This window comes from Thalassotalea atypica (assembly GCF_030295975.1).
Taxonomy (GTDB): Bacteria; Pseudomonadota; Gammaproteobacteria; order Enterobacterales; family Alteromonadaceae; genus Thalassotalea_F; species Thalassotalea_F atypica.
The window spans coordinates 1775347-1789692 of record NZ_AP027364.1 but is presented as its reverse complement, the minus strand read 5'-3'; the positions used below and the strand labels follow the sequence as shown (position 1 = coordinate 1789692).

18 protein-coding genes are annotated in these 14346 nt (G+C 36.0%); all 18 read left to right on the top strand.

From position 1 onward, the window contains the following. The first annotated feature begins 98 nt into the window (after positions 1 to 98). The 18 genes from QUE03_RS08310 to QUE03_RS08220 all read left to right on the top strand — a co-directional run bounded on the left by QUE03_RS08310 (position 99) and on the right by QUE03_RS08220 (position 14339). The gene (locus QUE03_RS08310; RefSeq protein WP_286267002.1) at positions 99 to 443 is read left to right on the top strand and encodes a hypothetical protein; all 345 of its coding nucleotides are present in this window, start codon (positions 99 to 101) and stop codon (positions 441 to 443) included. A gap of 778 nt (positions 444 to 1221) precedes the next feature. After that, positions 1222 to 1554, top strand: a complete 333-nt coding sequence (locus tag QUE03_RS08305) for a hypothetical protein (protein WP_286267000.1) — start codon at positions 1222 to 1224, stop codon at positions 1552 to 1554. Between the two features lie 118 nt (positions 1555 to 1672). Further along, positions 1673 to 1966 carry a hypothetical protein gene (locus QUE03_RS08300; RefSeq protein WP_286266997.1) on the top strand — a complete coding sequence of 98 codons (294 nt, stop codon included), beginning with the start codon at positions 1673 to 1675 and terminating at the stop codon, positions 1964 to 1966. A 124-nt stretch (positions 1967 to 2090) separates the two neighbouring features. Continuing rightward, positions 2091 to 2411, top strand: a complete 321-nt coding sequence (locus QUE03_RS08295) for an Imm58 family immunity protein (RefSeq protein WP_286266995.1) — start codon at positions 2091 to 2093, stop codon at positions 2409 to 2411. 152 nt (positions 2412 to 2563) lie between these two features. Next, positions 2564 to 3397: a class I SAM-dependent methyltransferase gene (locus QUE03_RS08290; RefSeq protein WP_286266994.1), complete on the top strand. Its 834-nt coding sequence runs from the start codon at positions 2564 to 2566 to the stop codon at positions 3395 to 3397. A gap of 149 nt (positions 3398 to 3546) precedes the next feature. Beyond that, complete coding sequence (locus QUE03_RS08285) at positions 3547 to 3912, top strand: hypothetical protein (RefSeq protein ID WP_286266992.1); 366 nt, start codon at positions 3547 to 3549, stop codon at positions 3910 to 3912. A gap of 448 nt (positions 3913 to 4360) precedes the next feature. After that, a complete protein-coding gene (locus QUE03_RS08280) occupies positions 4361 to 5470 on the top strand; it encodes an acyltransferase family protein (RefSeq protein WP_286266990.1) in 1110 nt (369 codons plus the stop codon). Between the two features lie 86 nt (positions 5471 to 5556). Further along, positions 5557 to 6096, top strand: a complete 540-nt coding sequence (locus QUE03_RS08275; RefSeq protein ID WP_286266989.1) for a hypothetical protein — start codon at positions 5557 to 5559, stop codon at positions 6094 to 6096. Between the two features lie 122 nt (positions 6097 to 6218). Beyond that, positions 6219 to 7007 carry a trypsin-like serine protease gene (locus tag QUE03_RS08270; protein ID WP_286266988.1) on the top strand — a complete coding sequence of 263 codons (789 nt, stop codon included), beginning with the start codon at positions 6219 to 6221 and terminating at the stop codon, positions 7005 to 7007. A gap of 933 nt (positions 7008 to 7940) precedes the next feature. Further along, a complete protein-coding gene (locus tag QUE03_RS08265) occupies positions 7941 to 8822 on the top strand; it encodes an NAD-dependent epimerase/dehydratase family protein (RefSeq protein ID WP_286266987.1) in 882 nt (293 codons plus the stop codon). Between the two features lie 203 nt (positions 8823 to 9025). Further along, positions 9026 to 9673 carry a hypothetical protein gene (locus QUE03_RS08260; RefSeq protein ID WP_286266985.1) on the top strand — a complete coding sequence of 216 codons (648 nt, stop codon included), beginning with the start codon at positions 9026 to 9028 and terminating at the stop codon, positions 9671 to 9673. Positions 9674 to 9935: 262 nt separating this feature from the next. After that, positions 9936 to 10358 (top strand): globin domain-containing protein, encoded by a 423-nt coding sequence (locus QUE03_RS08255; RefSeq protein WP_286266982.1) that lies wholly within the window; start codon positions 9936 to 9938, stop codon positions 10356 to 10358. Between the two features lie 159 nt (positions 10359 to 10517). After that, positions 10518 to 11087 carry a GNAT family N-acetyltransferase gene (locus tag QUE03_RS08250; RefSeq protein ID WP_286266980.1) on the top strand — a complete coding sequence of 190 codons (570 nt, stop codon included), beginning with the start codon at positions 10518 to 10520 and terminating at the stop codon, positions 11085 to 11087. A gap of 312 nt (positions 11088 to 11399) precedes the next feature. Further along, complete coding sequence (locus QUE03_RS08245; RefSeq protein ID WP_286266978.1) at positions 11400 to 11825, top strand: N-acetyltransferase; 426 nt, start codon at positions 11400 to 11402, stop codon at positions 11823 to 11825. 246 nt (positions 11826 to 12071) lie between these two features. Continuing rightward, positions 12072 to 12530, top strand: coding sequence for a nuclear transport factor 2 family protein (locus tag QUE03_RS08240; protein WP_286266976.1), 459 nt, complete (start codon positions 12072 to 12074; stop codon positions 12528 to 12530). 545 nt (positions 12531 to 13075) lie between these two features. Further along, complete coding sequence (locus QUE03_RS08230) at positions 13076 to 13378, top strand: hypothetical protein (RefSeq protein ID WP_286266972.1); 303 nt, start codon at positions 13076 to 13078, stop codon at positions 13376 to 13378. An 80-nt stretch (positions 13379 to 13458) separates the two neighbouring features. Beyond that, the gene (locus QUE03_RS08225; RefSeq protein ID WP_286266970.1) at positions 13459 to 13707 is read left to right on the top strand and encodes a metallophosphoesterase family protein; all 249 of its coding nucleotides are present in this window, start codon (positions 13459 to 13461) and stop codon (positions 13705 to 13707) included. A 164-nt stretch (positions 13708 to 13871) separates the two neighbouring features. Further along, entirely contained in the window at positions 13872 to 14339 is a 468-nt protein-coding gene (locus QUE03_RS08220) for a hypothetical protein (protein ID WP_286266967.1), read from the top strand. Positions 14340 to 14346: the final 7 nt, after the last annotated feature.

Below are 14346 nucleotides of genomic sequence, written 5' to 3'. Positions count from 1 at the left end.
AACAAGGACAAAATACAGTTGGCTTTTGCTCCTTCGTCGCTTAATTTTAGCCAACTATATTTTGCCCATTAACAGGGCGTTATGTTTTTAGGATACTAATGAGTAAATATCTTCTATTGGCGTTTCTTATCGCTTTCCCTAGCATAGCTTGTAAAAAGGGAGTTGAGGGTATTACAACCGTAGAGTATTTCCCTATCCCTAAGTTTAACTCTAGTGTTAAGGTTTCTGGTACAGAAGCAACCCTTAAAGCTATTGTTTCTACGGATTCTAAGGGTAAGATAACGGAGTATAAAATATTAGAAGTGGTTCCATCTTTGCCCTTATCACCAATTGAGAACGCATTAAAAAAGGCTGTTTTAACTCCATACAGAAGTGATGTTAAAGTTCAAATTACCTTTGATTTAATCATTCCAAATAAGATACTTCCAATTATTGAGCTGTAAAAACATAACAAGAATTTCAAGCGGGACTGCTAACAGTTTGCTCAGTTTCGCTTCGCTATACAATTTTAGCAAACTATTATCAGCCCCTTAAATGGGCGTTAGCAATACCGGAGAGTTCGCATCAATATCTACGATATCAGAGATGAAAGTTTTCTGTTTTATCCCCATTTCCCAATTCTTTGGCATAGCGGAATATTTATTGTTGTTGCTTTATTCTTAATAGCCTCAAAAATAAAAGATTTTAAAAGTGGTAAAAATAAAAAAATTTTTGATTTTAAAGCTTTCTGGGCTATAGGTGCTTTATTTTTCGCTACCACAAATAGCTTTCATTTTATTTCCACAAAATTAGAACTAGAGAAAACGCTTTTATCAGGTAAATCATCAGAAGTACAAGGAGTTATAAGTAATTATAAAATACTTAGGCAGGACACTGGCCGAGTAACTTTTACAATTAATAATATTCAGTTTACTACCGGTGAAAGTTATGGTTTTCATGAATCAAAATATTTAAGTAGTTCATTAAAAGATGGCTACAGTACAAAAATATTTTATCATCCTCACAATAAAGTTATTCTTAGAGTCGAACTCGCGGAGAAGGATTTTGAAAAATATATAGTGCTAAAGTCAGAAGCTAGAAAGCGCTGCATCAACGATGGGATTTGTGAATGATATTGCTAACAAGTCATTTCAGCAGGACAAAAAACAGTTGGTTTTTGCTCGTGCCTCGCTTATTTTAACCAACTATTTTATTGCCTCTGAATGAGGCGTTAGGTAGCCAATGGAATTGCTCAGCATAACGATAGTCATATTATTATATTTGAACGCATCAGCAATTTATTATGTTGTAGTTTCAGGTATGTTTTCAAAGCAGCAGTTAATTGCACAATCCATTTTCGTTTTTCTCGTTCCATTTTTAGGTGCAATACTAGTATTGGTGTTTTCTATCTCACAAATTGATAGAACTGGTTTTAAACCATCAATAGATAAGCCAAAAATTAGATTGCTAAGCTTTATATTTTTAACATTTTTGGTTAGTAAAAACTCATCTGATAGTATCGCTAATGATTCTAATCCTACTGATTTTGGTGGTTCCGATGGTGGTGGTGATTAAGGCTACCTAACAAGGCAATCAAGTGGGAAAATTTACAGTTGGCTTTTTCTCACTTCGTTCGTTATTTTAGCCAACTAATAAATTTCCCCTTATTGGGGCGTTATGTATATAGGGAAATATGAGTCAATCTACACTTAAAGATGTAATAATCGAATCATTAAAAGAGCTTGAAGCTGATGGTGATATTGTAATATCTACAACCACACCTAGCACTGTAATTGATAAATTAGTTCATGCGGTTACTAAAGTGTATCCAACTACTTTAACAAAGGATGAGTTGGCCGCTATTAAAAATTCAGTTAACGTTACTTGTGAAGGTTTTAAGTTAGACGACGAAGATTTTCAAACGCATATTGGCTTAACTAAAAGTGAACTAGAAGTCGTTTTAAGTAAACTAAATGGTTCAGTGTAAATATATACATAACAAGCTAATAAATAAGGACAAAAAACAGTTGGCTGTTTTCGTTCCTCAACATTTTAGCCAACAATTTTTTACCCATTATTAGGGCGTTATAAGTACTTCAAGGATTGAGTCTGTGTTCAAGAATAAATGGAGATTATCATTTTTTATTTCTCTTCTATTGCTCATTACATCAAACCTATTTTGGTTTTACGCTGTTATTGATCAAGCAGTAAGTTATTCCTATTTATCGGACTCAAATGACGATGCTAACGATTCTATTAAAGCTTTGGGTGGGCTAATCGTAAAAGGTGCGCAACAATATAGTCAAAAGGATATTTTGCACTTGCTTCGTCAAGCAAACCCTGACGATTTTATCGTTGTAGAAGGTAATAAAATAATCGCTAATTCTTCGACTTTTACCTTTAAAAACGATAAGTTAATTAGTGTAGAGTAATGTACTTATAACAAGTCATTCAAAAGGACAAAAAACAGTTGGCCGTGCTCGTGCCTCGCTGATTTTGGCCAACAATTTTTTGCCTCTTAATGAGGCGTTATATACGCTGGTAAATTCAGCTAACATTCAAAACTCATATAAGGAAATGGAAAATGGGTAAATATAATTTTATTGTAGGCATTACACTTTTATTATTTGTAAGTGATACCTTCGGTGGCTCAAATGGTAAAGATGCGATTTGGCATTCAGTTCACAATAATTCTTACCGCACAGCGGAAGAAATCAAACGAGATGAATTCCGTAATCCAGAACAGGTGTTACGTTTTTTTGAAATTAATGAAACATCTTCAGTAGGTGAAGTCGCACCTGGCGGCGGTTGGTATACCCATATACTTGCACCCTTATTAAAAGATAAAGGAAGGTATGTAGGGTTGCAACACAACCCGGCTTACTATGGAAAGTGGCCTGACTGGGCGAAAAAACTTTCTGCCTATCCGGAGAAAATAAAAAGTGAACAAGACTTATACGGGAATAACGCGATTGGTACTTGGTTACCGGCCGTTGAAGGGTTACCAGTAGAGGCGGCGTCATTAGATTTTGTTTTTATCACGCGTACAATGCATAACTGGCAAAATCAAGGAAGGTTAGAAAATGGACTCAAGCAATCTTGGCAAATATTAAAAGACAATGGTGTTTTGGCCATCGTGCAACACAGGGAAGATGAAAGCTCTACAAGGGATCGTGAAGCTTCTTCGAAACGTGGGCGTTGGAAACAATCAGATCTTATTAGTGTAATTGAATCATTTGGGTTTAAATTAGTAGCTAGCTCAGAAATGAACTCTAATATTAACGACACAAAAAACTATGAGAAAGGTGTTTGGACATTACCTCCAAGCCTTGCATTGAAAGAAAAAGACAAAGAAGTTTACACAAAAATCGGTGAATCAGATCGTATGACTCTTAAATTTGTTAAAGTTTCATCATAGGTAATAGCAGTATAAATATAGAAATATGTAATGCGCATATAACAAGTCAATCAAGCAGGACAAATAACAGCTGGCTGTTTCTCCTACGTAGCTAATTTTAGCCAGCTATTCTTTGCCTCTTATTTGGGCGTTAGGCATACAAGGAAGTCATGAGTATTAAATACATATTGTGCATCGCATTTTCATTGTTCTCTTTGCAATCTATTGCTAGTGAATGTTCAATTGATGAAACCAAATACGAAAAATCAATTGAATTACATAGTGAAGGTAATGGTAATTTTTTGGTTTCTGCTCCTGTTGAATTAGAGTCAAAAAAACTTGTAGCAATGCGCCTGAACGTCAAAGTTAATGAACCACTTGCGCAAAGTGTCCAAGGTGAGCTAAAGATAAATATTGTTGAGGGGCGTGGGTATGCCCATATCAACAAACATAGTTCTATAAATTTACAAACTTCGGTAACTATCTTTCATGAGGATTCTACAGGCTGTCCAATCATTACGGTTAAGGCGTTGTAGGTATGCCTAACAAGTTGCTCAAGTTTGTTCGTAAACTCACAGGGACAATTAACAGTTGGCTTGGCGCTTCGCGCAAGTATAGCCAACAGTCAATTGCCCCTTAGCAAAGCGTTATGTGTCAAAAGAATTCTTACTGTATTAAGTTGTTAAAACTTAGCTAAGTATTTAAAGTAAGGCGCATTAATCAGGTGATTAAACTTTTAAGTTCAAGGATTGAATTTACCATTCGTAGTTCTTTTCCTTTTAAACTTTCTAGTTCAATTACAAATTTAAACTTATGTGTTTAATCAAGCGCTCAGGTTACAGGCGTAACCGCCCTGCTTTGGTCAAACACATAACAAGTTGCTTAAATGGACAAATAACAGTTTGCTCGCGCTTCGCGCATTATAGCAAACCATTATTTGCCAGTTAGCATAGCGTTAGGTGAAACGGAGGCACCAGTTGTCTAATGAATAGAAAATTCTCAGTTTATCTAGATTTTATAAGGTTTGCGGCCGCTTTAGCAGTCTTTGTTTCGCATGTACCCGGATTCGCTGGGGGATGGTTATGGCAAGTGGCAGGTTTTGGGCATGAAGCTGTAGTCATATTTTTTGTTTTGTCAGGTTTTGTAATTTCTTATGTCGTTTTTGAAAAACAAGAAAGTGCTATTAAATACACTGTTAGTAGGCTTTCTCGAATTTATTCAGTTGCTATCCCTGCGTTGTTTTTAACACTTTCACTATACTATCTAGGACAAGAAGTAAATCAAGCGGCATTTGTCTCGTTAAATGAGAAACTAAACGATCCAATATTGACACTCATTTCGGCTTTTACATTTACAAATCAAAGTTGGCTCGCGAGCCCAGTTTTTTCAAATTTACCATATTGGTCACTTGGGTATGAGGTTCTTTATTATTTATTCTTTGGGATTCTAGTATACTCGCGAGGTAATAAACGTGTAATGTTGTTAGGTCTTGTATGCTTACTCATGGGGCCGAGCATTTTACTTTATTTACCTATCTGGCTTGCAGGTGTTTTCTGTTTTAAAAAGTTAAAAGTCTATAATCTTTCATTTGGTCTTTCATTACTTTTGTATAGCATTTCTATTATAGGTATTGTCGTACTCTCTGTTAGTTCTATACAGTCTGGAATTAACACGTTTATGCTTAATATACTTGGAAGTGATTTTTATAACATTCTTTTAGAGCCTGCCGAAAAATTTGTTTCTGATTATGTTTTAGCGTTATTTGTCACTTTACATATATTTAGTAGCTATCATTTAATTAATAACTCTAGCTTTCTCTCTATTGGTAAAAAAGTTGAATTATTAGTTAAAGAAATGTCTTCACATACTTTTTCTCTATATTTATATCATATGCCAATTCTTTATTTTATTTCTGCTCTGTTTCCATATGACTCCTTACCTATATTAAATCTTGCATTTTGTTGGTTCATTGTTCCTTTATTAATTTTTCTTATAAGTAATTTTACTGAAAAAAAGAAGCACAGATATGCAATATTTTTTAATGCTATTTTTACAAAATTTTCACCTAACAATGCCTTAAAGTCGGATTCGTAACAGTTGGCTCGGTTCCGCTTCGCCTAACATTTTAGCCAACTGTTACTCACCGCTTAAGGCGGCGTTAGCTATTCAAGGAGAGTTTGGTGAAAATTAGAAATGTAGTATTAATTTCGGTGAGTTTACTTTTGAGTGCATGTGCCTCAACAAGTGATTCTAATTCAAGTAATAATGTCGCTGATGAGTCGGTTGAGACTATAAAACAAGGTATAACCGATAAACACCCAATAAGTTATATCACTTTAGCTTCCAAATTGTTGAATGAAGGTAAACTTGATGAAGCAGCTAAATGGTACTACGTTGGTCAAATGAGATTTAGAGCATATCTAATGGCTAATCCAAATTTGGAAAAATCAGGAGATCCTGCACTTTATGGCTCTTTAAAATATGTTGTTGGTACTCCAATCAATGAATACGCTGGTCAAAACCCAGATAACTGGGTGAAACTCATCGAAGAATCTATTAAATGGCATAGCGATAATCCAAATGGTTTTACTCCAAAATCAACCAATAAAGAAATCTACAAAGAAGTTGAAGCTAATTTCTTTAAGTTCCGTGATTATGTTTTAGAGAACAAAGAAAAAATTCGTGAGCAAAGAGCTAAGAACGGTTTAAAGAATAGCTAACAAGCAATTAAAGCGGGACTTTTTACAGTTTGCTTAGTTTCGCTGCGCTACACATTTTAGCAAACTATTAAAAAGCCCCTTAATGTGGGCGTTAGCTACCCATTAATGAACATGGACGTAATATGAAAGTTTTGTTTATCTTATCTATTATTTTCTTTTCTACATACAGCGATGCTGTTGTGAAGAGACATGATGTTCCTCCTGAAAATTATGTTCTTGATAAAGTGCCTGAATACCTTATTGATATGCCCCATGAAGGGCATGGTGTATTAATAAATTCACAATGGGTTTTAACGGTAGCACACACTATTTTTTATGATTATGTCGGTAAAGATTTAATAATTGGTTCAAAAGCTTATGAAATAAAAAGCGTTCATATACATCCTGATTATACAGAACCTAATAAAAGTTTACTTAAAGGCGACTTAGCGCCTTTAATGACCTTTTTCAAATCTAGAAGTGATATTGCGCTCATCAAATTATCAACAAAGGTTAGTGGTGTTAAACCGATCAAAATATACAATGGCAAAAGTGAAAAAGGTAAAACAATAACTGTTTATGGTAAGGGGGCGACCGGAACCGGATTAACAGGGGAAAATATTGATACAAAATCACTTCGTGTAATAAACCAGTTTCAAAATGTAGTAGAAAATGCAGAAGGCAATTGGTTAGCATTCAAATTCGATGAACCGGAAAATGCATTACCACTTGAAGGTATGCATGGCTCTGGAGATAGTGGTGGCGCTTCTATCGTTATTCAACAAGGCATCCCCTTTCTTGTAGGTTTATCAAGTTGGCAATTTGGGCATGGTGATATATCAACTTTTAAAGGTGGTTTGTATGGTACTACTGCATATCAAGTTAGGGTATCGAACTACTATGACTGGATATCAGGTGTATTGGGTAGCTAACAAGTAACTAAAGCGGGACAAATAAAGCTTGGCTTTTGTCGCTGCGCTCAAAATTATAGCCAAGCTAATTATTTGCCCCTTAGTTGGGCGTTAGGTTCACTGATATGGAAGGTCGAGCATTGCGTAGAATTCTAATTGTTTGGGGTATCGTATGCCTATTGTCGCCTATAGCTGCATTTATGCACTATCCGATTATGAAAGTGTCTACACCGCAAGCTGTTAGAAATATTGAGCAAATCATATCTAAAAGTTCAGAGATTAGTTCCGAGACTTCAAATCAATTAAAATTCGCGTTAAATTGGATATTAGGCAACGATAAAGGCTTAAAACGTCATAGTAGCTGGAGCTATAAGCTTTTGAGTGTAATAAGTATTTTATCAGCTCTTATTAGTTTTTACGTAGCATATAGCCTAAGGAACCTAACAAGGCAATAAAGCAGGAAAATTTACAGTTGGCTGTTTTCACTGCGTTCAACAATTTTAGCCAACTACAAATTTCCCCTTATTGGGGCGTTATGTTTTCAATACGATTCGCTAAATTAGTTTTACTAAATAGGCTGTTATGAATATTTATAGGGTGGTTGGATTTGTACTGGGATGTTGGATACTATCCACAACTATTGGAGACTTAATCTCTGGTTCAGTATCCGGGTTTGGAGCTGGTAAAATTGGTTCAGATCGTACAATCACATTCAATTCAAATCCAATTGAGTATGTTGTTCAAATTGGTAGTTACCTTGTAATAGGTCTATTTTTAGTCGTTGGTTCAATTAGAGCCACTACTACGAAAGAGTAAAGTAAAAACATAACAAGAACTTCAAACGGAAAAAATACAGTTGGCTGTTTTCACTCCGTTCAACATTTTAGCCAACTATATTTTTCCGCTTAAGTAGGCGTTAGCTGCTTTGATATCAATCATTAGTAAGGTGCCTTAATGAGAATTTTAGTAACAGGCTCTGCGGGTAGAGTCGGGCGTGCAATCTATATTAAATTAATGCGAACACATGATGTAGTCGGCATTGATAAAACGCCTTGTTCAACAGCCGATTACATTGGTGATATTCGTGATAGTACTCTGATTGATGGGGTTCTTGAAAATATTGATATCATCATTCATACCGCGGCTCTTCATGCTCCTCATGTTGGTTTAGTGCCAGATTCAGAGTTTCAATCTATCAACGTGGACGCGACTGAGAAACTGGCTTTGGCTGGCGTAAAAGCAGGTATTAAGCACTTTATTTTTACCAGTACAACTGCGTTGTACGGTTATGCTTCGACGCCTAAAGGCATTTCAGGTTGGATTAATGAGGAGGTTGCTCCGCAACCTAAGTCGATTTACCATAAAAGTAAAATTGTTGCTGAAACTAAGCTAAAAGAAATTTCAAACCTGTTTCAGCTTCCAGTGACTGTGCTGCAAATGTCGAGATGCTTTCCTGAGGCTGCGGATTTAATGGCAGTATTTCGTCTGACTCGTGGTATTGATGCTCGAGATGTAGCAAATGCTCATTTATGTGCTGTGGAAAAACTCTTAAGCGGTTTTAATCGTTTTATAATTTCAGGTGCAACACCTTTTCATCTTTCTGATTGCGAAGCTTTATATACTGAAGCTGGATCTGTTATTAAGCGTAAGTGCCCAGAAATCGCGCTAGCATTTAAACAAAGAAATTGGCAGCTACCTCAAAGCTTAGATCGCGTATATGATTCATCGTCCGCACGTGAGAAATTAGGTTGGTCACCTATACATGGTTTTGAAAGCGTTTTGGAAATGTTAGATACTGAAACAGCAGAAGTATTGCCAATTTTAAAACGCAGCTAACAAGAATTTCAAGCGGGACTGCTAACAGTTTGCTCGGTTTCGCTTCGCTACACATTTTAGCAAACTATTATCAGTCCCTTAAATGGGCGTTATGGTTACTGATAGAGAGTGGTCTGTATTTTTGATTTTGACCTTCCGGACGGCTTTACGCTGCCCTTAGTCGAAACCTTATCAATGTTCCAGTAAAGGATGTATACGTAAAAATGCCAAAAATAGTGAAAGACAATAACGATGGTACCTTTACCGTTTATAGCGAAAAAGAGTGGCTTCAACGCAGAACAGGTACCGGGATATCGATCCTATTGATCGTGCTTTGTGCCTTTATTTATTTTTTTGTGAGTAATCTCCTTAATACCCAAGTAATTAAGGACTTTGGATTTCGCCAGTACCTTAGTAACTTCACCCATTTTTACGGAGGTGATCGCTGTGTTTGGATAGCAGGCGACACTGATGGCAATACAGGCACGCTTTTTAATCTGTATGCAACCCCAGATATAAATAGCCGCGTTGTGAAAGAACTGTCTTATCCAATCATGGTTCAATATCGTGGCAAAGAGTCGTCAGAGTATATAGAGGTAACAGAGCACTCTACGTATACGCGGCCCGTTCGCTGGAGCGCAGTAACAATCTACAATGACGAAGATATAATGCTAAATGGTTATATGGATCGCGGTCTCGATGATAGCGTTCACGAGTCACATCATTTCGCTATAAAAGAAAATTTAGTTAACGTATATTCCTCTGACTTTGCTCGCCACTATAACTTTGACAATAAGAAGTTAAGAGGCAATCGATATTCACTGTACTTAGATGTACTTTGCAATCCAAGTCTTGTTGAAAACTTAAACTAAGTATAATAGGCAACTCGCTGGTTATTTGTGCTAGCTAGCGTTTATGAGGGAAATATGAATTAGGGCCTTATTCAATTGGATGGCGCTATTTTAGATAAAGAAAAACCATAACAAGCGCATCAACTGGACAAATACTGGTTGGCTCCTACGCTGCGTTTCGGATTATAGCCAACCAGTATTTACCTGTTATCGGGGCGTTATGTTTTTTAATTTTATTCATAACTATAATTAATATTAATTACGGTATTTATAGGTCAAATTTATGCACCAATTAACGTTTGAAGAAAAAAGTGCCATTAAATCGTCTTTTAACCAAATAGCAGCAAATAATGTACGTTTTGGAGAGCAATTTTTTAAAACATTATTTGAAATGGCGCCTTTAGTTAAGCCTATGTTTAAAAAGGAAATTGGAATTATAGAAATTCACTTTTATGAAATTATTAGTACTGCTGTTTCCAAAGTAGATAATTTCGAAGAGATTAAACCAGTGTTATTTGACCTAGGTAGAAAGCATAAAGATTATGGTGCAGTAAAAACCCAGTTTAACGTAGTAAAAGCTGCTTTAATTTTAACTATTCAATCTGAACTGAGACAACAAAGTAATGCGTTAATAGAAATTGCTTGGGCTAACTATTATGATAATATCGCGGCGGTGATGATTGAAGGGCTTGAAAGTGGTAGTTAATTTAGTAATTGTTAGTAGGCAGGAAACTTCTGTAAGTGTATCCAAAACATAACAAGCGCATAAAGCAACGGGACACGCAAAGCTTGCTCGGTTCCGCTGCACGTTTTAGCAAGCATTACTCAGCCCCTTAACAGGGCATTCTGTTTCTATAGGATTACGGTGTTTAAATTAAATATTGATAAACAATTGGAACTTGTTCTGGTAGAGCCGTCTTTTGCAAGTAGTTATTACAATATTGTAAAAGATGAAATAGATTATTTGAGTAAATGGCTTGTTTGGCCAAAGTATGCTGATTCTGAAAAGTTTTTTTTATCATTTGTGAATAAATCACTCGAAGACTATAAAAGTGGAAAGTCTTTAACTTGTGCAATTATTTATTGTGATAAATTAGTGGGAAATATTAGTTTTAATTCAATATCTAATGAACTTAAAAAAGTAGAGGTCGGTTATTGGTTAAGCTCCAAATGCCAAGGTAAGGGTATTGTGACTAAGTCGCTATCAAAACTAATATCGTATGCGTTTAATTCATTAAATATGGAAAGAGTTCAAATATCAGTAGCAACTGAGAATGTACCAAGCCGAAATATTTGTAAGCGTTTAGGTTTTGCATTTGAAGGAGCCATTAGTAATAGTGAAAATTTAAATGGTCGTATTGTTGCTCACGCAATTTATAGCTTGAGTAAAGAGCAGTGGGCCGAAACACAACAAACCATTCAAGCAGGATATTGATCCCTCCACTTTAGCGGACAGCAATTAAATTTATTGTTACCAAAGAGTTTAACCATGGGACATACAAGACGACACTACGACCAATATTCATTAGCATAAAAACTTAATTGCTATTTTATTAGCTTTACAGCAGCACATCTTAGCCACCTATATTTTCTGTTTAATAGGCGCTATGTGCTTACAAGATTTTATCTCTGTGCTCTTCATAAGAAATATTCTTAAGGAGCATTATAAAATTGTCGTATTTTTTCAATCTTATATTTGAAAATCAGTTTATCTTAATACCACTAAATTCTATAAACCGAGATAAAAATGATCAGAAAATGTAGTACTGATGATATTGAAATTATATTGTCTATTTGGTTAAGCGCATCCGTCAAAGCACATGACTTTATCGATGCTGATTTTTGGGCATCACAAGTATCAAATATGCGTGAAATTTATCTTCCCGCTTCAGAAACATATGTGTTTGAACAAGATTCAAAAATTGTTGGATTTTATTCTCTCCATGAAAATATTTTAGCTGCCATATTCGTTGATATTAGGTCGCAGGGGCATGGGATAGGAAAAGCGTTACTTGCACACGCACAAACCATAAGATCCCCTTTATCACTTTCCGTATATAAAGAAAATACTGCAAGTTATGAGTTTTATTTATCACAAGGTTTTTTAGTTATTAGCGAGCAAAAAGACAAACATACAGGCCATCTAGAGTTTACAATGAGCACGCCCACATAACGAGGTGTTCAAGTTCATTCCTGTCTTCGCCCTCCAGCCGGCTGCGCAGCGGCTTAGCTTAGGCGGTTTACAAAATTGATGAATATGCTTATTAACGAAGAAAAAACCTAGCAGGTGGAATTTGGCACAACAAGTTAGATAAAAGGACAAATAACTATTGGATTTTGCTCCTTCGTCACTTATTTTAACCAACTATCATTTGCCTCATAGTGAGGTATTCTGTGAATAATCAACCACGGAGTCTCAATGAAAGTATTACTTTTAATATTGTCACTTAGTTTTGCTTGGTCTGCTTCAGCAAGTAAAATTGATCTTGAGAAATTTGCTCAAACCTATTTTAAGGCGATGGTCGCAACTCAAGCACCAAATGCAACGAAAGAGGATCTTGAAAACTATTTATCTCAACTTACAGATGATATAGGGCACTCGCATTTACCATGGATAACAGACGACTCAAGGTTACCTGATGGAAAAGAAGCAATGCGAAAAGGCATGTTATTTTATTTAGGCGCTCACACTGAATTTAGTGCTGAGCTTCTTGATGTGTTTATTTTCAACAACTCAGCTATTGCTATTAGATATAAGAAAAGTGCAAAGGGCATCCACCCTGAAAGTAAGCAGCCTATTGCTTATACACAAACCATGATGGAAGTGCTCGAAATGGAAAACGGTAAAGTTGCTGTTATTCGCAAATACCACAAGTAGAGCTTGGTTTTTGAAGCGGCTCTAGATATGGGATTAATAAATCAAAAAATAAAATAGTCTTTAAGTGCGATGGCGGCAACAATGTTCATCAATGAGTAACTTTAAGCAAGTATTAATAGCCACTTAACATGGTGTGAAGCTTGATGTTGATACGCCCAAAACACACTCTGTTGACTATCTTGTAATGTACAAACGCGAAAATGAATGGCGTATTATCAATAAAACAATTATCGCAAGAGAAAAACAGTAGTAACGAATTTGGAAGCACTAGAGTTGAGCTTATTTATTGAGCCGCTCAAAGAGTTAGCTGACTCAACGCACGGTTCAAAGGTTTCATACATTAATGGATATTGTAGATCCTATATTCTTTATGGGTTTTGCCCTATGCTTAATAAAAATAGCGGATTTGCAATAATAACCTATTAAAGAAGTACCAACTAACAAGTTAAATAAAGTGAGACTACTGGTTGTATGCCCTGCTCTGCTTTACGTTTTCGCAAACAATTTCTAGCCCTGTTGTGAGGCTATTTAAAAGGACTTCGTTCATGAATTTAAAACTCAAGCTAATACTCTCTGCAATGATGCTAGTTTTGACATGTGGTTGTAGCACTTATAGCACAAGTGATTATGGAACTACGGATGTTATTAAGAAAGAATCATTGTGTGTAAATATGGAACCAGCACAGGAGATGAAATGTAAGGAAAAAGAAGAAAGCTTACTGATAGGGTTAGGTGCCGACGGTAATTGTAATCACCCCTATGAGTACGAAAAGAACAGGTGTAAAAGTGAACAAGCAAAGCAAAGAAAGGCGCTAGATCAATCACTTAAAAAACACACGGACAAATAACAGCTTGGTTTTTGCGATTAAGCGGCTTATTTTAGGCAATTGTTTGTTTCCTCGATAGCATTATACCCACGGATGGCCCATTGAAAGTTGTAGTATTATCAGATATTCATAGCAATGTTTACGCACTCGACGCTGTTATTAACGATACAAAAAAACATGCTGTGGATCTAAAAGCAAACCTTGGCGACATTCTCTATGGCCCAATTGCTCCGAATGCTACTTACGAGTTATTGATGGAACACAAGTTTATTACGATTTCGGGGAACCAAGATCGTCAAATTTATGAATCTACGCCTGAAGAAATAGAACTGAACTCTACCTTGCAGTAAATGACAGTAAGAAAAGACATCGTAATGACTGGGCTCATTTTTTGTCTACCGGAAGAAGGGTATAAACATATATGCAAATGACCGAGGGTTTTCACTTCGATTCACAGCTTTGGCAAATTATGATACCTAATAGGCAGGCATGACATGTTTAATAGAGTGAGTAGATGTTTCAGAATTTGTTAAAAATAGTGTTCTTATCCTCATTTCTTTCAGGTTGCGCTGAAAGAGCAATAAATATTAATGATAAAGATGGAAATATTGTTGGCGGCTGCATTGCTGGCTTTGATTGGCATTTATATGGCCTACAAGACTCTATCGATTATATGTTATACGAGTGTGCTAAGGATTCCATTGAGAAAGGTTTCACGATATCAGACAAGAGGTTACTCACGTTAGATTTTACACTTCCAGAGACTCCAGACGGTGCACCTTGGAATAAAAAACTGGCAATGTCGCTCTTTCATGAAGGGAAAATAAAGGAGCGAAAGCTGGGTTATATTCTTGCCGCAATAGAATACGAGTACCAGAAAATCGTATGGCCTGCGAAAGATGATTTGGCCAATGGAAAAATAACAGCAGCTGAGTTTGATAAATTAGAGAAAGAAGCACGATTCAAGTGGCTTGGTGAGTAAAACACAA